The sequence below is a fragment of the Variovorax sp. GW458-11-26-14-LB1 genome, assembly GCF_059423965.1.
The window spans coordinates 57,856-77,534 of the sequence record NZ_JBWKYW010000013.1 but is presented as its reverse complement, the minus strand read 5'-3'; the positions used below and the strand labels follow the sequence as shown (position 1 = coordinate 77,534).

The window sequence follows — 19,679 nt, the reverse complement described above, 5'->3', positions numbered from 1 at the left end:
AAAAGGCATGCAAAACGCAAGAGGCGCCGTGTAGCATCAGACGCGAAAGAAGATCGAGCGGGGAGCCGCTGTACAGCGCATTTCCCGCCTCCGTGTGAGCACTCCAGGAGGTTCTTTGGTGACAGTTCGCAACGCGGGCGCAGCCGGTCAGGGCGCCCAATCTCAGGCATTGGCGAATCGCGTGGTGTGGTCCGAAGGCATGTACCTGCGGCCCCAGCACTTCCAGCAGATGGAGCGCTATGTCGAGCAGTACGTCACTCGCCGCACTGCGGGCATGCAGGGTGCCTACTGGGGATGGCTGCACCTGGACATCGACCGCGATGCCTTTGCGCTCGGGCGCGTGTCGCTGCTCGGCGGCGCGGGCGTGCTGCCCGACGGCACGCCGTTCTCGTTCGGCCTCGAAGACGCACCCATGCCCTTCGACGTGCCCACCGACCTCACCGACGAACTCATCGTGCTCGCACTGCCGCTGCGCAGGCCCGGCAGCGAAGAGGTGATCTTCTCGGAAGACGAAGGCTCGGCCGCGCGCTTCGGCGTGGTCGAGCGCGAAGTGGCCGACGGCAACGCGGTGGCGCTCGGCCCCGCGGTGCTGCAGCTGGCGAAGCCGCGCCTGCGGCTGGCGCGCGCGTCGTCGCTCACGGCCGAGTGGCAGGCCATCGGCGCGGTGCGCGTGATCGAGCGGCGCACCGACCACAAGCTGGTGGTCGATGCCAACTACATCCCGCCGGTGCTCGATGCCTCGGCGCACCCGATGCTGCGCAGCATGACGGCCGAGCTGCACGGCCTGCTCACGCAGCGCTCCGAAGCGCTGGCCTCGCGGCTGTCGCAGCCGGGGCGCGGCGGCGTGAGCGAGGTCTCCGACTTCCTGCTGCTGGAGCTGGTCAACCGCTACCTCGCACTCACCTGGCATGCGCAGCAGGCGGTGCAGGTGCATCCCGAGACGCTGTTCGTCGACTGGCTCAAGCTGGCCTGCGACCTGGCCACGCACACCTCGCCCACGCGCCGTCCGGTGGTGTGGCCGGTGTACGACCACGACAACCTCAACGAGAGCATCCGCCCGTTGATGGAGGAGCTGCGGCGTTCGCTGTCGGCGGTGCTCGAGCAGAGCGCCATCGCCATCGAACTCGAAGAGCGCAGCCACGGCGTGCGCGTGGGCCGCATGCCCGACCCGGTGCTGGTGCGCAACGCGGCCTTCGTGCTCGCGGTGCATGCCGACCTGCCGGCCGATGCCGTGCAACAGCGCTTCCCGACGCAGGTCAAGATCGGCTCGGTCGAGCGCATCCGCGACCTCGTGCAGCTGCAGCTGCCCGGCGTGGTCGTGCGCTCGCTGCCGGTGGCGCCGCGCCAGATCCCGTACCACGCGGGCTACCACTACTTCGAACTCGACAAGGGCGGCGACATGTGGCGCCAGCTCGAGAAATCGGGCGGCGTCGCCATGCACCTGGCCGGCGACTTTCCGGGGCTCGCCATGGAGTTCTGGGCCATCCGTCCGTGAGGGACCCTATGAACGGTGCCAATGACATGGCCGTCGGCCCGGGTGGCTTCGTGCCGCCCAATCCGGGCGGCGGCGCGACCACGCACAGCGGACCGGGGTCGCAACCACAACAGCAACCCCAGCCCGATGCCTTCACCGCGTGGCACGACGCGCGGCGCCCGCATGCGGGCGACACGGCGCTGGCGGGCAACAACCCGCTGGTGGCGGCGGCCAACCCGCTGCTCGACCTGATCCCGCAGATCCGCGCCACCGGCCACCACCCGTCGCCCGCGCAACTGCGCGAACACCTGGTCGACGAAGTGCGGCGTTTTGAGACGCGCGCGCAGCAGGCCGGCATCGCGCCCGAAGTGATCATCGGCGCGCGCTACTGCCTGTGCACCGCGGTCGACGAGGCCGCGGCGCTCACGCCGTGGGGCGGCAGCATCTGGTCGTCGCAGAGCCTGCTCGTGATGTTCCACAACGAGACCTGGGGCGGCGAGAAGTTCTTCCAGCTGCTGTCGCGCCTGGTGCAAAACCCGCAGCAGCACCTGCACCTCATCGAGCTCATCTACTTCTGCCTGGCGATGGGCTTCGAGGGGCGCTTTCGCGTCATCGACAACGGCCGCTCTCAGCTGGAGACGCTCAAGCAGCGGCTGCTGCAGATCATCCGGCAGGCGCGCGGCGAAATCGCTGCGCCGCTGTCGCCGCACTGGCAGGACGCGAGCGCGCCCGTGCGCCGCACGCGCCACTGGCTGCCGGTGTGGGCCGTGGGCGCGGTGGCGGCGGTGCTGCTGGTGCTGGTGTTCGCGGTGCTCACCTTCAACCTCGCGGGCCATTCCGATGGCGCCTTCTCGGCCGTGAACGCGGTGCGCCTGCCGCAGACGCAGCGCGCGGTGGCGGTGCCCGCGGCGCAGCCGCGCCTGCAGCGCTTTCTCGAGCCCGAGATCCGCGACGGCCTGCTCACGGTGCGCGACGAGGCCGACCGCAGCGTGGTGGTGCTGCGCGGCGACGGCCTGTTCGCCTCGGGCTCAGATCGCGTGCTCGACCGCTACGCGCCGGTGCTCGCGCGCGTGGCCGACGCGCTCAACGCGGTGGAAGGCAACGTGCTGGTCAGCGGCTTCAGCGACGACCAGCCGATCCGCAGCGTGCGCTTCCCGTCCAACTGGCAGCTCTCGCAGGCGCGCGCCGATGCGGTGAAGGCCATGATCGCCACGCGCCTGAGCCGGCCCGAGCGGCTGCGCGCCGAAGGCCGCGGTGACGCCGATCCGCTGGTGCCCAACGACTCGGCGGCCAACCGCGCGCGCAACCGGCGCGTCGAGGTGACGCTGCTGGTGGCGCCGGTGGCGGGCGTGCCCGTGCCGGGGTCTGCGCCGCAACCCCGGCAGCAACAACCACAAGGAGGAACCCGCTGATGCTGCGCGCGCTCTTCCGCTTTCTCGTCAGCCGCGACCTCTGGGTCTTCTTCGGGCTGGTCGCGCTCGCGTTCCTGATCTGGGTCATCGGCCCGGTGATCGCCGTGGGCCGCTACCGGCCGCTCGAAGGCGAGTTCGTGCGCATCGTGGTCATCGCGCTGATGTTCGGCGTGTGGCTGGTGCGCGTGGCCTACCGCAAGTGGCGCGAGCGCCGCCTGAACGCGCAGCTGCTGCACCAGCTGCGCACGCCGTCGCCCAAGGCGAAGGAGGCCAAGCCCGAAGAGGCGCCCGAGATCAAGGAGCTGCACAGCGGCTTCGCCGACGCCACCGCGGTGCTGAAGAACATGCGCTTCGGCCCGGGCCCCGGCGGCAAGGCGGCGGGGCGCTTCGCGCTGTTCGACCGGCAGTACCTCTACCAGCTGCCCTGGTACATCTTCATCGGCGCGCCGGGCTCGGGCAAGACCACGGCGCTGGTCAACTCCGACCTCGACTTTCCGCTCGCCGACCAGCTCGGCAAGGCCGCGGTGCGCGGCATCGGCGGCACGCGCAACTGCGACTGGTGGTTCACCAACGAGGCCGTGCTCATCGACACGGCCGGGCGCTACACCACGCACGAGAGCCACCGCGAGACCGACGAGGGCGAGTGGAAGGGCTTCATCGAGCTGCTCAAGAAGTTCCGGCCGCGCCAGCCGATCAACGGCGCGATCCTCACCATCAGCATCGCCGACCTGCCGCTGGCCGACGACGCGCAGCGCGCGCGCCACGCCATGGCGCTGCGCAAGCGGCTGCTCGAGCTGCGCAACGACCTGGGCATCAACTTCCCGGTGTACGTGCTGGTCACCAAGACCGACCTGCTGGCCGGCTTCAACGAGTACTTCGGCTCTCTGGGCCGCGCCGAGCGCCAGCAGGTGTGGGGCTTCACCTTCCCCATCGAAGGCAACCCCGCCGACCCGGCCAAGGCCGACCTGCGCGAGCGCTTCCACCAGGAATACAAGCTGCTGCACCAGCGCCTGGACGAGCGTCTGCCCGAGCTGATGGCCACCGAGCCCGACCCGATGCGGCGCGCGCAGGCCTACCTGCTGCCGCAGCAGTTCGCGAGCTTCGAGGACATCCTGGGCACCTTCCTGGCCGACGTGTTCAACCCGTCGAAGTTCGAGGTGGCGCCGCTGCTGCGCGGCGTGTACTTCACCAGCGGCACGCAGGAGGGCACGGCCTTCGACCGCGTGATGGGCGCCATCAAGCGCTACCTGCAGGTGAACGCGCCGCCCGCACCGCCGCCGGGCCCGGGCAAGAGCTACTTCCTGAAAGAGCTGCTGCAGCAGGTGATCTTCCGCGACGCGGGCGTGGCCGGCACCAACCTGCGCTGGTACCGCCGGCGCCGTGCCATCGACCTGGCGGGCTACGCGCTGGTCGGCGTGCTCGCGGTGGTGCTGCTGGGCGCGTGGGCCAACAGCTGGCGCCACAACAAGGCCTACGTGGCCGAGGTCGACGGCAACGCCAAGGCCTTCAACAAGGCCGCCGCGCGCGGCGAGCTGCCGACGGTGGTCGATTCGAGCGGCGACATCGCGAGCTCGCTGCTCATCCTCGACCGCCTGCGCGACCTGCCGAAATCGGCCGAGTTCGACATCGGCGATCCGCCCGTGGGCTACCGCTTCGGGCTCTACCAGGGCGAGAAGCTGCAGGCCGCCACCGACGGCGTGTACCAGCGCGCGCTCGAAACCGTGCTGCTGCCGCAGGCCGCGCAGCGCGTGGAGCAGTCGCTGCGCGAAGCCGCGAAGCTTGACGCCGAATACAGCTACGAGGCGCTCAAGGCCTACCTCATGCTGTACGACCCCGAGCGCTACGACGCCGACTTCTTGCAGGCCTGGCTGCTGACCGACGTCGACCGCAAGATCGGCGCCTCGCTCACGCGCGAGCAGCGCACGAACCTCGAAGCGCACCTGAAGACGCTGTTCGCCGACCGCGTCGTGAGCTCGCCCTTCACCAAGGACGACAAGCTCATCGCACAGACGCGCGAGCGCCTGGCCGGCGTGCCGCTGGCGCAGCGCTCGTACGCGCGGCTGCGCCGCATCCTCTTGCAGACCAGCGCGCCCAATGCCTTCACCATCGCCGAGGCGGGCGGTGCGGAGTCGGCGCTGGTGGTGCGGCGCGCCAGCGGCAAGCCGCTGACCGACGGCATTCCCACGCTGTTCACCTACCGCGGCTACTGGGACATCTTCGACAAGCGCATGGCCGAGACCACGCTGGCGCTGGAGCAGGAAGACCGCTGGGTGCTGCAGATCCGCGCGCCGGGCATCGCCGACATCACCTCGCGCGAGCTGCTGCTGCGCGAAGTGCGGCGCCTGTACCTCAGCGACTACATCCGCACCTGGGACGAGTACCTGGCCGACATCCGGCTGGCCGAGAGCAAGTCGCTGCTGCAGAGCATCCAGATGACGCGCGTGCTGTCGACCGGCGAGTCGCCGATGTCGCGCCTCATTCGCGGCGCGGCGCGCGAGACCGACCTGCTGCGCAACCACGACGAGGCCACGCGCAGCCTGCTCGACCAGGCGCAGAACCGCGTGACCAGCACGCGCGAGCGCATCGAGCAGCTCATCGGCCAGCCCGACGGCAGCCAGCGCCGCAACACCGCGCCCGACCGGCCCGAGTCGCTGGTCGACAACCACTTCGCGCCGCTGCGGCGCATGGTGACCGCGCCCAAGGCCGGCGGCCAGACGCCGCTGGACCAGACGGCCGCGCTCATCAACGAGCTGTACACCTTCCTCACCGCCACCGACACCGCGCTGCGCAGCGGCAACATCCCGCCGCCCGGCGACGCCGTGACCAAGCTGCAGGCCGAAGCAGGGCGCCTGCCGGTGCCGTTCCAGGGCATGCTGAACGACCTGTCGGCCACCGCGTCGTCGAAGGCCGCGGCGGTGACGCGGCAGAACATCGGGCAGAACGCGGCCGCGACCATCGGGCAGTTCTGCAGCCAGGCGATCGCGGGGCGCTACCCGTTCGCGCGCGGCTCCAACCGCGACGTGGCGGCGGGCGACTTCGCGCAGCTGTTCGCGCCCGGCGGGATGATGGACGACTTCTTTCAAAAGAACCTCGCCTCGCAGGTCGACACCTCGGTCAACCCGTGGACCTTCAAGCGCGGTGTCGACGGCAGCGCGTCGGGGCGCTCGGCGTACCTCGATGCGTTCCAGAAGGCGCAGGCGATCCGCGACGTGTTCTTCACGGGCATGGCGGGCGGGCGCACGCCCTCGTTCACGCTCGACATCCGGCCCGAGGACATGGACGCCACGCTCACGCAGTTCACGCTGGACATCGACGGCCAGACGGTGCGCTACGCCCACGGCCCGCAGGCGCCCAGCAGCATCAAGTGGCCCGGCCCGCGCAACAGCAACCAGGTGCGGTTGCAGGTCACGGTGGCCAACGGCACGCCGGCCGGCGGCATCGTGACCGAGGGGCCGTGGGCGCTGCACCGGCTGTTCGACAAGGCCTCGATCTCGTCGGGGCGCACGCCCGAGTCGTTCAACGCGACCTTCGACCTGCAAGGCAAGAAGGTGGTGCTCGCGGTGACGGCCAACAGCGTCTACAACCCGCTGCGGCTGTCGCAGATGAACAGCTTCTCCTGCCCCGGGAAATCCTAGGATGACGCCTCCCCCGCACGCCTGGTCGCCGCTCGACGAGCAGATCGGCTGGTACGGCAAGCTGCCGTCGGCCGGCGACTTTCTCTACCGCCGCATGCCGCGCGAACTGCAGGCCTGGTGGGACCGCTGGATGCAGAACGGCCTCGGCAGCTTCAAGCGCTGGCCCGACGCCATGACGCGCCACTACGCGGTGGCCCCGGTCTGGAACTTCGCCATCCCCGCGACGCACGGCGTGAACGCAGTCCAGTTGGGCTGCATCGCGCCCAGCTGCGACCGCGTGGGCCGCTACTACCCGGCCTGCGTGGCGCTGCAGGTGGACGCGGCGCGCTACCACCCCGCGCTGCTCGAAGGCTCGGCCGCGTGGTACTGGCAGTGCGGCAGCGCGCTGCTGCAGGCCATCCGCCACGGCGTGGCGCCCGACCTCTTCGACGGCCAGGTGCTGGCCGCGGGCCGCACGGGCTTTCGCACCGCCAGCGGCGGCTCGGACGACATCCTCTCGATCCTCGGCGCGGCCGCCGGCCCGGCCAACGGGGCGCGCGGCGCGAGCGCGCAGCAGCGCCTGGGCTGGCCCGAGCTGCCGCTGTGCTTCGACCCCTTCGGCGGCACCAGCTACTGGTGGACCAACCAGGCCGACGGCTCGCCGCTGCGCACCGCGGCGCACGGCGGCGGGCTCAACACGCCGCTGTTTTCCCAGTTGTTTTCGCAAGGCCACGTGCCGTGGGCATGACGCGCCCGACCCACCCGCAGGAAGAAGAGACACCCCATGACGACGCCCGCCAGCCCTAGCGCGACGCCCGACCCGCAGGAGGAGCGCCCCCATCCCCTCGGCACGGGCCACCGGCTCGACGAGTTCGAGCTGCTCGAAGTCATCGGCGAGGGCGGCTTCGGCATCGTCTACCGCGCCTACGACCACTCGCTGCAGCGCGAGGTGGCGGTCAAGGAATACATGCCCTCGATGCTCGCGCGCCGCGTGGGCGACAACAGCGTGCACGTGCGCTCCGAGCGCCTCACCGCCACCTTCGCGGCGGGGCTGCGCAGCTTCATCAACGAGGCGCGCACGCTGGCGCAGTTCAGCCATCCGGCGCTGGTGCGGGTGCATCGCTTCTGGGAGGCCAACTCCACCGCCTACATGGCGATCCAGCTCTACAAGGGCCGCACGCTGCGCCAGCTGGCCGAGAGCGAGCCGGGCACGCTGACCGAGCCCTGGCTGTTGGGCATGCTGGGGCCGCTGCTGGGCGCGCTCGACACGCTGCACCACAGCCAGTGCTTCCACCGCGACATCGCGCCCGACAACATCTTCATCCAGCAGCAGGACGACCGCCCGGTGCTGCTGGACTTCGGCGCCGCGCGCAAGTCGATCGCCGATCTGGTCGACGAGGTCGCGGTGATGGTGAAGTCGGGCTACTCGCCGATCGAGCAGTACGCCGACGACAACACGCTGCTGCAGGGCGCGTGGACCGACCTTTATGCGCTGGGCGCCGTGCTGTACCGCGCGGTGACCGGCCATCCGCCGCCCTCGGCCGTGGTACGCAGCGTGCAGGACGCCTACGTGCCGCTGTCGTCGATGGACCGCGACGACCTGAGCCCGGCCTTCTGCGCCGCGGTCGACCACACGCTGGCCGTGCACAGCAAGGACCGCACGCAGACGGTGGCGGCCTTTGCGGCGGAGCTGGGGCTGGTGAAGCTGGGCGATCTGTACGTGGTGGACCGGGCGGCGCCGGCGGCGGCGGTGGTTGCTGCTGCCGTGCCCGTCGCGGCGCCCGTGCCGCAGGAGCCGCCTGCGCCGGAGCCGGTGGAGGAAGCGCCACCGCCCGCGCCCGAGGTGCAGCCCGTGCCCGTGGAAGCGGCGACCGCGCGCGTGCAGGCACCACCGCCGCCTGCGCCGCCGCCTGTCGCACGCCCGAAGAAGCCATCGAAGCGCCCGCCGTGGTTCCTCGTCGGCGCGCTGGTGCTGGCGCTGTTCGCGGTCGGCGGCTGGATCGGCTGGCGGCTGACGGCCAAGGCGCCGTCCGATCCGATGATCGCGGCCGCGCCGCCGCCGGGCACGCCGATGTCCGATCCGGGCGCGCCCCCGGCCGCGATGCCGCCGGCCGGCGCGACCTCAGAGGCCCCGCCGGCGTCCGCGCCCGCTGCATCGGCCAGCGCCCCGCTGAGCCCGCTCGACAACGTGCCCATCGCCGCCGCGCCCACGCCACCTGCGGCGCCCCCGGCCGAGCCCGAGGCGCCGCCCGCGCAGCCTGCACAACCGGCCCAAGCCGAAGCGCCGCCGCCCCCCGACCCCGCCGTGGTCGCCGAGGTGGAAGACTGGAACCTGGCCCAGGCCGAGAACACCCGCGAAGGCTACGAGGCCTACCTGCGGCGCCACCGCCGCGGCCTGCATGCACGCGAGGCGCGCAACGCCATCGCCCAGCTCAACCGGCAGTCACCGCCGCCGCCCGCCGCGGGCAGCACCAACCCCGTGCCGACCGTGATCGCGGGCGCATCGCCGGCCCCGCCACCGCCGCCGGCCGCGGCACCCGGCATGGGCCGCGTGCAGTTCAACATCCGGCCCTGGGGCCAGGTCTTCGTCGACGGCGCCGACCGCGGCGTGAGCCCGCCGCTCAAGTCGCTGCCGCTGCGCCCGGGCATCTACACGATCGAGGTGCGCAACGGCGACCTCACGGCCTACCGCCAGCGCGTGACGGTGCAGGACAGCAAGTCCGCACCGGTGGTGAGCCACGAGTTCAAGTAAGAGGGCAGCGGGTCAGGGCGTGCCGGTGCGCAATGCGCGGCGGTACTGCACCGCCTCCGCCACATGCGCCGCCTGCACGGCGTCCTGCCCCGCGAGGTCGGCGATGGTGCGCGCCACCTTCAGCGCGCGGTGCGTGCTGCGCGCCGACCAGCCCAGCCGCGCGGCCGCCTGCTGCAGCAGCTGGCGCGCGGCGTTGTCGAGCATGGCGTGCGTGTCGATCGCTCGCCCCTGCAGCGCCTGGTTCGCATGGCCCTGGCGTTGCAGCGCGCGATCGCGCGCGCCCACCACGCGCGCGCGGATGCTGTCGGTCGATTCACCCGCCGGCGCATCGAGCAGCTGCGGCGCCGACACGGCCGCCACCTCGATGTGCAGGTCGATGCGGTCCAGCAGCGGGCCGCTGAGCTTGCCCTGGTAGCGCGCGACGCGCTCGGGCGTGCAGCGGCAGGGCTTGAGCGTGGAGCCGAGGTAGCCGCAGGGGCAGGGGTTCATCGCGGCGATGAGCTGGAAGCGGGCCGGGAACTCCGCGCGCCGGGCGGCGCGGGTGATCGTGATGGTGCCGGTCTCCAGCGGCTCGCGCAGCGCTTCGAGCGCGGCGCGCGTGAACTCGGGGAACTCGTCCAAAAACAGAACGCCGTGGTGCGCGCGCGAGATCTCGCCCGGCCGCGGCGGCGAGCCGCTGTAAGCAACGTCGAAAAATGCGAATGGGGACGAATCTGCTGCCAGTAAATGCGAACGGACCCGCTCAAGGCGACTGCACTCAAAGTCAATTGAGAGAGGATGTGCCCCGCATTTCGATTCGGCCCAGCAACTTAGTTTTCGGATCCCATGACAGCGCATGCCTTCACTGTGTCGCTGTCTCCTCAAGGAGGAGTCTTTGGGGGTGACAAGTTCCTCGACGGCTCAACCGATACGGGTAAAGGCGCCCGAGGGCGTGGCGCCAGTGGCATCGGGCGAGGCTCGATGCAGCGAGTGGGGTTTTGCAACTTCGCAGCCCGCCATATCCGGTGATTCCCTAGGCTCATTCGCCAAATAACTCCGATAATATTACTTATTAATGGCAGCCCTGCGCTGCCGTTTCCCGGAATGTTTTGGAGCAAGAGCGAGTGAAGAAAAGACGATCGCAGCACTGGTTCGGTGGCACGGGCAAGGACGCCTTCATCCATCGAAGCTGGATGAAGAACAACGGCCTGCCGGACGATGCCTTCGACGGGCGGCCGGTGATCGGCATCTGCAACACCTTCTCCGAGTTCACGCCCTGCAACGCGCATTTCCGCGGCCTGGTCGAGCACATCAAGGCCGGCGTCCTCGAAGCGGGCGGCTTGCCGCTGGAGTTTCCGGTGTTCTCGTGCGGCGAATCCAACCTGCGCCCGACCGCGATGCTGTTTCGCAACCTGGCGTCGATGGATGTGGAAGAAGCGATTCGCGGCAACCCGATGGACGGCGTGGTGCTGATGGCCGGCTGCGACAAGACCACGCCTTCGCTCGTCATGGGCGCGGCCTCGTGCGACCTGCCCTCCATCGTCATCTCCGGCGGGCCGATGCTCAACGGCCGCTTTCAGGGCCGCACCATCGGCTCGGGCACCGACGTGTGGAAGTTTTCCGAAGACGTGCGCGCCGGTGTCATGAGCGCGCAGGATTTCGCCGATGCCGAAAGCGCGATGTCGCGCTCGCCGGGAAGCTGCATGACCATGGGCACGGCCTCCACGATGGCATCGATGGTCGAAGCCCTGGGCATCGCGCTGCCCGGCAATGCCGCTTACCCGGCGGTCGATGCGCACCGCAACCGCCTCGCCCGCATGACCGGCCGGCGCATCGTCGAGATGGTCGACGAAGACCTGCGGCTCTCGGCCATCCTCAGGAAAGAGGCGTTCATCAACGCCATCCGCGTCAACGGCGCCATCGGCGGATCGACCAACGCGGTGGTGCACCTGCTGGCCATCGCGGGGCGCATCGGCACGCCGCTGACGCTGGACGACTGGGACCGTTTCGGCCGCGACGTGCCGACCATCGTGGACCTGATGCCGTCGGGCCGTTTCCTGATGGAAGACTTCTGCTACGCCGGTGGCATTCCCGCGGTCATGAAAGAAATGGCCGACCTGCTCGACCTCGACGCGCTGACGGTTACCGGCAAGCCGGTTCGCGAGAACATCGCCGACGCGCGCAACCACGACACCGAAGTGATCCGCCCACGCGACAAGGCGCTGACGCCGCAAGGCGGCATGGCCGTGCTGCGCGGCAACCTGGCGCCCGACGGCGCCATCCTGAAACCCTCGGCCGCCTCGCCGGGGCTCATGAAGCACCGCGGCCGCGCGGTGGTGTTCGAGGACATCGACCACTACAAGGCCGTCATCGACGACCCCGCGCTGGACATCGACGCGCACTGCATCATGGTGCTGAAGAACTGCGGTCCCAAGGGCTACCCCGGCATGGCCGAGGTCGGCAACATGGCGCTCCCGCAAAAGCTGCTGCAGCAGGGTGTGCGCGACATGATCCGCATCTCCGATGCCCGCATGTCGGGCACCGCGTATGGAACCGTGGTGCTGCACGTCGCACCCGAAGCCGCGGTGGGCGGCCCGCTGGCGCTGGTGCGCAACGGCGACATGATCGAGCTCGACGTCGAGGCCAGGCGCCTGCACCTTGACGTGAGCGATGCCGAGCTGGCCGAGCGCCGCGCCGCCTGGGTGGCACCGGTGCCGGCCATGAAGGGCGGCTACCAGAGCCTGTATGTCGAGCGTGTCATTCAGGCCGACCGCGGCGCGGACCTCGACTTCCTGATCGGTTGCCGGGGCCACGCCATTCCTCGCGAAAGCCACTGAGGTCGCGCATGCCCGCCTTCACACCCGACACGTTCCACGGCATCCACGCGATCGTCTATGCGCTGTTCGACGCCGAAGAAAAACTCGACCGCGCCGCCATGCGGCAACAGGTGCGGACCTGCCTGGCCAGCGGCGTGCACGGCATGGCCGCGCTCGGACTCGCGACCGAGGTGGCCAAGCTGACCGAGGCCGAGCGCCGCACGGTGATGGACTGGGTCGCCGAAGACACGGCCGGCCGGGTGCCGCTGGCCTTCACCATCTTCGGTTCGTCGGTGGCCGAGCAGGTCGCGCAGGTGCGGCATGCCGAGCGCGCGCGCGCCGACTGGGTGATCCTGCAGCCGCCCGCCGCCGGCGCTTTCGGCGCGGCCGAGTACATCCGCTTTTTCGGCCGCGTCGCGGCGGCGACCACGTTGCCTGTGGCGGTCCAGAATGCGCCCGCCTTCTTCGGCCGCGGCCTCACGGCGGACGAGATCCGCGAGCTGGTTTCGCAGCATCCGAACATCCAGCTCATCAAGGGCGAAGGGCCGGTGGTCGAGATCGCCGGTCTCATCGAACGGACCGGGGGCCGGGTGCCGGTCTTCAACGGCCGTGGCGGACTGGAGCTGGTCGACAACCTGCGCGCGGGATGCCGCGGCATGATCCTGGCGCCCGATTGCATCGACCATGCGGTCCATGCCTACGAGGCGTTTCGCCGTGGCGACGAGGCCGCCGCCGAGCGCGCGTACCAGGCCATGCTGCCGGCGGCCGTGTTCGGCATGCAGGGCATCGAGAATCTCCTGTGCTACGGCAAGCGCCTGTTCGGCGCACGCGCGGGCATCGACATCCACGACCGGGCGCCTGCCTTGCGCCCCGTCGCGGCCGGCGAAGCCATGGTCGCGCGTTTCGCCAAGGCATTGGGCCCGCTCGGTGGCCCCCAGGAAAGATCACCATGAATCTATCGAACGACGCTGGCGCCCGGGACCTGGAGCGCGGCCTGCCGGCGCAGATTGCCGGACGGATCGGCCGCCGCATCCTGCAGGGCGAACTGAAGCCCGGCGACACGCTGCCCAAGGAGCTCGACCTGCTGTCCGAACTGCAAGTCAGCCGCACCACGCTGCGCGAAGCCTTCGCGCTGCTCTCGAGCAATGGCTTCGTGGAAGCGAAGCAGCGCATCGGGACGCGCGTGCGCACGCCGGACCACTGGAACACGCTCGACCCCATGGTGATCGCCTGGCACGGCGAAACCGAAGAGCCCGGCACGCTGATGCAGGAACTGTTCGAGATACGCCTGTCCATCGAGCCGATGGCGGCCAAGCTCGCGGCGCAGCGCGCCACGCCCGAAGACATCCAGCGCATCCGCACCGCGCTGCATGCAATGGGCGAAGGCCACGACAACCCCCAACGCGCCATGGAAGCGGACGTCGACTTTCACCTGCAGGTGATCGCGGCGGCGCACAACCGCTTCCTGATGCCGGTGGCCTCGGTGATCAGGGCCGCGCTGATGGTGAGCGTTCCGAAGACATTTGAAAAGTTCGGCGGCATGGACCACTCCATGGCCATGCACGCCGACATCGCACGGGCGATCGAGCAACGCAAGCCCGAGGCCGCGGCGCGCGCAGCCACGAAGCTGCTCGAAGACACCTACCAGAGAAATTTCGTGTAGCGCTTCTCGCCGATCCGGCAACGGCCGGGTTCGCGGGGCACAGGCCTTCAGGCCTGGGCGGAGCCGTGCGCGCTGGAACAAGAGACACGCAAGAAACAAGCAAGAGACACGCAAAAAAAGGAGAGACAGATGATCGTGGAAAAACAATTGATCCGAAAAATCTCGTGGCGGCTGATTCCGTTCCTGGGACTGCTCTACCTCATTGCCTACATCGACCGCCAGAACGTCAGCTTCGCCAAGCTGCAGATGGTCGATGCGCTCGGCATGAGCGAGTCCGCCTACGGCCTGGGGGCGTCGCTGTTCTTCATCGGCTACTTTCTCTTCGAGGTGCCCAGCAACCTGATCCTTGCGAAGGTCGGCGCGAGCAAGTGGTTCGCGCGCATCCTCGTCTCGTGGGGCATCGTGACCGTGGCGCTCGCGTTCACGCAGAACGCGACGATGTTCTACATCCTCCGCTTCCTGCTGGGCGCCTGCGAGGCCGGCTTCTTCCCGGGCGTGCTCTACCTGCTGACGCTCTGGTATCCATCGGCCCACCGCGGAACGATGGTCGGCCTGTTCATGATCTTCAGCGCGCTGGCCAATGCCATCGGCGGCCCGCTCGGCGGGATGCTGCTCGACCTCGACGGGCTGCACGGCCTGGCGGGCTGGGAATGGGTGTTCATCGTGACCGGCATTCCCGCGGTCGTGATGGGTGTCGTCACGTTCTTCTACCTGCCCGACAACCCGCAGCGTGCGTCGTTCCTCGCGGCCGACGAGAAGGCGTGGCTGGGCGCCAAGCTCGCCAGCGAGCAGGTGGGCATGGACGAATCGGCAAGCCATGCGCTGCGGGCCCTCGTCGCCCCGCGCGTGCTGCTCATGGCGCTGTGCTTCATCGCGTTTCCCTTGTCCGCCTACGGCCTGAGCTACTGGCTGCCGACCGTGGTGAAGAGCTTCGGCGTCGGCAACACGGCGAACGGATTCCTCAACATCATTCCCTGGGTGCTGGTGGCGATCGGCCTGTACACCGTTCCGCGGGCTGCTGCAAAGGCGAAGTCGAAGACGCCCTACATCGTCGGCCCCGCGCTCTTCGGCGTGGCCTGCCTGCTGCTGTCGGCATTGCTGCGGAACCACGCGCTGCAGTTCATGTTCCTGTGCCTGGCGGCGGCCGGCATCTTCGCGGGCCAGCCTGTGTTCTGGAGCCTGCCCTCGCGCTTTCTCAAGGGCGCCGGCGCGGCGGCCGGGCTTGCGGCCATCAATGCCGTCGGCAACCTCGGCGGCTTCATCGCGCAGAACGCAGTGCCCTGGGTCAAGGACGCCACCGGCAGCACGATCGCGCCGATGTTCTTCCTGGCCGCCTGCCTCTTCCTGGGCGCCATGCTGGTGCTGGTCATGACAGGCATGACCGCGCGCAGCGAGGCCCTGGCGGCACGGGCAAGGCCTTCGACTTGAAGAAGGGAGGTCGGCCCCACACAACGCGAACAACGCACGAACGGCAATTCCCGATGGATGCCGAAGAGAAACAACAAATTCAAATGACGGAGACAGACATGAGCATCGAACGCGAGACACAAGAGACCACCGCAACCGGCAAGCCGCAGGGCCACAACCGCCGGCGCATCGTCCAGGGCTTGGGCCTGGCCGCATTGCCGCTGCCGTGGTTGGCCTTCGCTAACAACGACTACCCGAGCAAGCCCATCGAGATCATCGTTCCTGCATCGGCGGGTGGCGGCACCGACGCTTTGGCGCGCGTCTTCGCCGAAGTGGCGAAGAAGCACCTGCCCCAGCCCTTCATCGTGAACAACAAGCCCGGGGCCAGCGGCGTCATCGGCATGAGCGACGTGCTCAACGGCCGCTCGGACGGCTACAAGGTCTGCATGGTGATCGCCGAAGTCACCACCTTGCCGAACCTGGGGCTTGCAAAGTTCGACTACACGAACTTCCAGCCCGTGGCCCGGCTCAACGCCGACCCCGCGGCCATCACCGTGCGTGCTGATGCACCGTGGAACACGCTCGAGGAATTTCTTGAAGCAGCGAAGGCCAAGGCCGGCGAGATGAAGATCGGCAACGCCGGCAGCGGTTCGGTCTACCACCTCTCGGCCATCGGGCTCGAAGAGAAGACGGGCATCAAGTTCAACCATGTCCCGTACTCGGGCGCGGCACCCGCCGTCGTGGCATTGCTGGGCGGGCACATCGACGCGCTGGACGTGAGCCCGGCCGAAGTCGGCCCGCACGTGCTGGGCGGCAAGCTCAAGATGCTCGGCATCATGGCCGACCAGCGCATCCCGGCCTTCGGCAACGTGCCGACGTTCAAGGAACGCAAGATCGACCTGGCATTGGGGACCTGGCGCGGCCTGGCGGTGCACAAAGCAACGCCGCCCGCCGTGGTGGAAGTGTTGCGCCAGGTGGCGCGCAAAACGGCCGACGACCCTGCGCTGCGCCAGGGCCTGGACAAGCTCAACCTCGGCTTCGCCTACATGGATGCACCGGAGTTCGCGCAGGCGATGCAGCGCGACCACGAGTACTTCGGCAAGCTCATCCGGACCACGGGCATCAAGATCTAGGGAGGATTAACGCCGGCGCATGCGCAATGCCATCAGCATGCACCGGATCGCGAACTCGCACGCATCTCTGATGGAGCGGAGTTGCCCATTTGCCGCTGCGATTGGTCGCGTGCTCGCAACGCGAGAGTCTGGACCTGCATACTTTCATTTGAGGAATCCCGAGATTCCCGAGAACTTCTCAAATCTTTTCACCTTGTTCGCGAGCGTTCAATTATCTTGGCGACCCTGTCTGTCGAGGCAGAGTGCCAGCGCATCAGGCGCTGTCGTTAGCGAAAGGCCAGTGGCTGATGGCGAACCGGGTTCTGAGGAGTTCCCGGTTTCAGAACTAGAAAAACGATTTCTAGAGGGACATCCATCCGTTGAAACGAGCGGCGTCGCCGCCTTGAGCGCGGTCGTGCCTGGCGCGCGACCTCTTGGCCGGACGGGGCAGAGCGGCGGATAGCTGCGCTTTTCCGCTTCGTCTTCAAGCAGGTCTCTTTTGCAGCGCTTCATATTTTCCAACTCTCAATATCTTCGAACGATGAGACTTCATTTGTGGCGTTGGAGCGCGATTGCGCTCTGTGGATTTCTTATGGCCGGTTGCGGCGGCAGTGATGGGGGCGGACAGGGCATCCTGCCAAACGTCGCGCAGGGACCGTCCCCTCGAACGGACGCGCCGCCGGATGTCTCTCGCCCACCAGATCCCATCCCGCTTCCGCCCGAAGGGCCCGACTCGCCCGTGGTGGTGCCTTCGTTCTGCGCACCCGAAATCGACAAGGCTGTGCAGACGGGCAATGCCGGGGAGTTGAGAGATGCCGCACCGCTGGCACAGTGCGCGCGCAAGACCGCCGAGCAGATTGCCGACGCGCAACGTGAGCGAAGCGAAAGCCTCTATAGGAATGCGAGCAGCGAGTACCAGGTCGGCCGAAGTAGCCAATCGATCATGCCGGTGTCGGCCGAAACGGCTCAGCCGCTCGTGGTCGGAGACAAGGGGCAGTTGCTCGCCAGCCTCAGCACGGTGGGCGGCGGTCGCAGTGCGGGCTATGGCACCGATGTGTTGGCCCAGTTCGAAAGCAACGGCAACCTGGCGCACGCGCCAGTCTTCAAGCGCCTGCTGAGCTGGCTGGTGCGGGGGGACGCGGATGCAGTGCTGCCCGATACGCTTCTGGTCGGGCTGGCTGGCGTCGACAACCGGCGAGCAGCCGCAGGTCTGGCCAAAGCGGGTGTGCGGGCGAGCAGCGCGGCCTGCGACTTCATCGCGACGCCGGAGTGTATTCAGGCAGTGCAGTTGCTGATTGTCGGGTCCGGTGTTTCGCCGAACTCCGATCTCGGAGTGCGCATCCGGGCCATGCTCGAAGCCGGCAAGCCCGTGCTTTACCTTCATACCAACGGATGGGCCGTGAGCGAGTCGGGACAACAGATGCTGGCCGGCATGGGACTCAGGTCGGGCGGCTATTCCGGCAACTACTTCGCGCAGGACTCGGTGGCCGCCGGCCGCAGCGCTTCGGCGAATCAGCAGTTGCTGGGGCAGTTCGATGCGGTGCTCCCGCTCCTGGGCAAGATGGCAGCAAACTCGTGGCGCACCGATTACGACTGGAGCAAGTGTTCTGGCGACGACTGCGATGGTGTTCCTGGTCTGGTCGTCGAGTTGCTGGACCCGGCGAGCAGTCTGCGCTCGCAGATTGACACGTTTACAGGCAATGGTCGCGGCTTGTTCGCAACGCCGGACACGCTGGTGCTGCGCCTTGTCGCGATGTGGGCTGATGTCGTGCGACAGCAGATCCGCTATCCGCTCGACAAGGCTCGTCAGCCGCAGGCGTTTCAGCAGGCCGCTGTGGCCGACAGCTTGGTCGCGTATGTGCGTTCCACAGGGACGGCGCAACCGGACCTGGGCAGCTTCATGGGCAGTCGGTCGGCGCGGCTTGCGGTTTCATCGAGCGACGAGATCGTCGAGTTGACGCTGGCGGCGGAAAGCGGATTTACCGCGATCGGTCGTTTCACCATGCCTGGAAAGGCGCTCACCGTCGAATTGCTGGAGGCCGGTGGGGCAAGCGTTGCGTTGCGCCTGAACACCCAGCGCAGCGGTTCGACGCGCATGTGGACCTCGTACGATCGCCCGCGATTCCTGGCGAGCCCAGCGATGGCACTCACCGTCAACCGGCCGCTACAGGTGACCAGCCCTTACGGCGGCACGCTGCAGCTCTCGTACAGCGGCGCGCAGGCTGGCGCGATGGTGCGCTTGAGACTGCGGGGGGTGGCGCAGCACCCCTTCCTGGACCTGACGCACGGCGGGGACTCCCGGGCTTTCGTCGCGGCGCTGAACGCAGGGGAATTCGACTGGGCGGAAATCAAGCTCGCCGGCGTCGAGATCCACACGCGGGTCGACAAGATGAAGGCCGCGCTGCAGGCCGGTGGCTACAGCAGCGATCTGGTCCGCTACATCTCGGAGTTGCGCGACCTGTTCTTCGAGGACGCCTATGGATTTGCCGGCTTCCGCCTCGCGGGCAAGAACCTGCCTGCTGCGGTGCAGGCCTTGTGCACCGGCCTCCAGTGGGACTGCACCAGCGAAACCTGGCACAAGGGACCGGGCGTGCAGCACATCAACGCAGATGCCTACGCCGCCTGCGGCGCCGGCTGCTCGGGCAACCCCTACGACCAGAGCTGGGGCGTCGGACCCCGCGGCTGGGGCGAGAGCCATGAACTGGGGCACAACCTGCAGAAGGGCATGCTCAACGTGTACGCCGGTCGCAGCGGCGAGGTGTCGAACAACATGTTCCCGCTGCACAAGAAGTGGCGCATCTACAGGGAGTTGGGCGAAAACAACGACGACACTCGGGTCAAGTACCGCTCGGCCTTCGACATGATCAAGGCCGCGAGCGCTGAGGGCGACAAGGTCGAAGGCGCCTACACGCGCATCTGGGGCTCCGACGCCTATGCAGTGCAGAACGGGGAGCGCATGGCCTTCTACATGCAGTGGGTTCACTACTGGGAGGAGCGCACTGGTGACCCGGCGCGTGGCTGGGATCTTTTCACGCTGCTGTACCTGCATCAGCGCCAGTTCGAAAAGGGCGACTGGGCTACGTACAAGGATCGCCTTGGCTACAGCACCTATGCGAGCCGGCCCTCGGTCAACGGCAACGACAATCTGTTGATCGCGTTGTCCTGGATCACGCAGAGAGATCAGCGTGCGATGTTCGACCTGTGGGGCGTGCGCTACTCCCCGGAGGCGGCTGCCCAAGTCCAAAGCTACGGGTTCACCAAGGAGACGCCACGTTTCTATGCCAATCGCGTCACCAACGATCACAGCACCGTCGTGCGCGTCGACATGACTGCTCCCAACCCTGCTTGGCCGTTCTGAGCCATGCTTAGCTACCCCGGCTGTGCTTCCCCGAGCAGGAGGTGCTGCTGGGGAACTCGGTATTGGTCACCAGCCCGGCGTGTTCGGACTCG

Annotated in this window: 11 protein-coding genes and 1 pseudogene; 11 read left to right on the top strand and 1 reads right to left on the bottom strand. The window is 68.4% G+C overall.

From position 1 onward, the window contains the following. Nucleotides 1-199 precede the first annotated feature (199 nt). Genes tssK through AC07YS_RS11460 form a run of 5 tightly spaced genes read left to right on the top strand, consistent with a single transcriptional unit; the run spans nt 200 to nt 9,252 of the window. The gene (gene tssK / locus AC07YS_RS11480) at nt 200-1,495 is read left to right on the top strand and encodes a type VI secretion system baseplate subunit TssK (RefSeq protein WP_235926916.1); all 1,296 of its coding nucleotides are present in this window, start codon (nt 200-202) and stop codon (nt 1,493-1,495) included. Nucleotides 1,496-1,503: 8 nt separating this feature from the next. Beyond that, the gene (locus AC07YS_RS11475) at nt 1,504-2,886 is read left to right on the top strand and encodes a DotU family type VI secretion system protein (RefSeq protein ID WP_495267875.1); all 1,383 of its coding nucleotides are present in this window, start codon (nt 1,504-1,506) and stop codon (nt 2,884-2,886) included. Beyond that, nucleotides 2,886-6,521, top strand: coding sequence for a type VI secretion system membrane subunit TssM (tssM, locus tag AC07YS_RS11470; protein WP_095743177.1), 3,636 nt, complete (start codon nt 2,886-2,888; stop codon nt 6,519-6,521). The genes AC07YS_RS11475 and tssM overlap by 1 nt, the downstream gene beginning before the upstream one ends. 1 nt (nt 6,522) lies before the next feature. Further along, nucleotides 6,523-7,248 (top strand): type VI secretion system-associated protein TagF, encoded by a 726-nt coding sequence (tagF, locus tag AC07YS_RS11465; protein WP_062473933.1) that lies wholly within the window; start codon nt 6,523-6,525, stop codon nt 7,246-7,248. 36 nt (nt 7,249-7,284) lie between these two features. After that, nucleotides 7,285-9,252: a serine/threonine-protein kinase gene (locus AC07YS_RS11460; protein ID WP_495267876.1), complete on the top strand. Its 1,968-nt coding sequence runs from the start codon at nt 7,285-7,287 to the stop codon at nt 9,250-9,252. A 12-nt stretch (nt 9,253-9,264) separates the two neighbouring features. On the opposite strand, the pseudogene AC07YS_RS11455 reads toward AC07YS_RS11460, so the two are convergent. Beyond that, nucleotides 9,265-9,927 (bottom strand): annotated as a pseudogene (locus tag AC07YS_RS11455) (ATP-binding protein); the annotation flags it as partial. Between the two features lie 428 nt (nt 9,928-10,355). On the opposite strand from AC07YS_RS11455, the gene AC07YS_RS11450 reads away from it, so the two are divergent. The 6 genes from AC07YS_RS11450 to AC07YS_RS11425 all read left to right on the top strand — a co-directional run bounded on the left by AC07YS_RS11450 (nt 10,356) and on the right by AC07YS_RS11425 (nt 19,587). Then, a complete protein-coding gene (locus AC07YS_RS11450; RefSeq protein WP_495267877.1) occupies nt 10,356-12,068 on the top strand; it encodes an IlvD/Edd family dehydratase in 1,713 nt (570 codons plus the stop codon). A gap of 8 nt (nt 12,069-12,076) precedes the next feature. Then, the gene (locus AC07YS_RS11445) at nt 12,077-13,000 is read left to right on the top strand and encodes a dihydrodipicolinate synthase family protein (protein ID WP_495267878.1); all 924 of its coding nucleotides are present in this window, start codon (nt 12,077-12,079) and stop codon (nt 12,998-13,000) included. Continuing rightward, nucleotides 12,997-13,710, top strand: coding sequence for a FadR/GntR family transcriptional regulator (locus AC07YS_RS11440; protein ID WP_124459896.1), 714 nt, complete (start codon nt 12,997-12,999; stop codon nt 13,708-13,710). The genes AC07YS_RS11445 and AC07YS_RS11440 overlap by 4 nt, the downstream gene beginning before the upstream one ends. A gap of 129 nt (nt 13,711-13,839) precedes the next feature. Further along, nucleotides 13,840-15,138 carry an MFS transporter gene (locus AC07YS_RS11435; RefSeq protein ID WP_495267879.1) on the top strand — a complete coding sequence of 433 codons (1,299 nt, stop codon included), beginning with the start codon at nt 13,840-13,842 and terminating at the stop codon, nt 15,136-15,138. A gap of 98 nt (nt 15,139-15,236) precedes the next feature. After that, nucleotides 15,237-16,250, top strand: a complete 1,014-nt coding sequence (locus AC07YS_RS11430; protein ID WP_495267880.1) for a Bug family tripartite tricarboxylate transporter substrate binding protein — start codon at nt 15,237-15,239, stop codon at nt 16,248-16,250. A gap of 718 nt (nt 16,251-16,968) precedes the next feature. Continuing rightward, nucleotides 16,969-19,587, top strand: coding sequence for an ImpA family metalloprotease (locus AC07YS_RS11425; RefSeq protein ID WP_495267881.1), 2,619 nt, complete (start codon nt 16,969-16,971; stop codon nt 19,585-19,587). The last annotated feature ends 92 nt before the right edge of the window (nt 19,588-19,679 follow it).

Excerpts from the sequence above, each read along its gene's own strand:
- tssK (WP_235926916.1), top strand. The coding sequence starts at position 200 with ATGTACCTGCGGCCCCAGCACTTCCAGCAGATGGAGCGCTATGTCGAG.
- AC07YS_RS11475 (WP_495267875.1), top strand. The coding sequence starts at position 1,504 with ATGAACGGTGCCAATGACATGGCCGTCGGCCCGGGTGGCTTCGTGCCG.
- tssM (WP_095743177.1), top strand. The coding sequence starts at position 2,886 with ATGCTGCGCGCGCTCTTCCGCTTTCTCGTCAGCCGCGACCTCTGGGTC.
- tagF (WP_062473933.1), top strand. The coding sequence starts at position 6,523 with ATGACGCCTCCCCCGCACGCCTGGTCGCCGCTCGACGAGCAGATCGGC.
- AC07YS_RS11460 (WP_495267876.1), top strand. The coding sequence starts at position 7,285 with ATGACGACGCCCGCCAGCCCTAGCGCGACGCCCGACCCGCAGGAGGAG.
- AC07YS_RS11445 (WP_495267878.1), top strand. The coding sequence starts at position 12,077 with ATGCCCGCCTTCACACCCGACACGTTCCACGGCATCCACGCGATCGTC.
- AC07YS_RS11440 (WP_124459896.1), top strand. The coding sequence starts at position 12,997 with ATGAATCTATCGAACGACGCTGGCGCCCGGGACCTGGAGCGCGGCCTG.
- AC07YS_RS11435 (WP_495267879.1), top strand. The coding sequence starts at position 13,840 with ATGATCGTGGAAAAACAATTGATCCGAAAAATCTCGTGGCGGCTGATT.
- AC07YS_RS11430 (WP_495267880.1), top strand. The coding sequence starts at position 15,237 with ATGAGCATCGAACGCGAGACACAAGAGACCACCGCAACCGGCAAGCCG.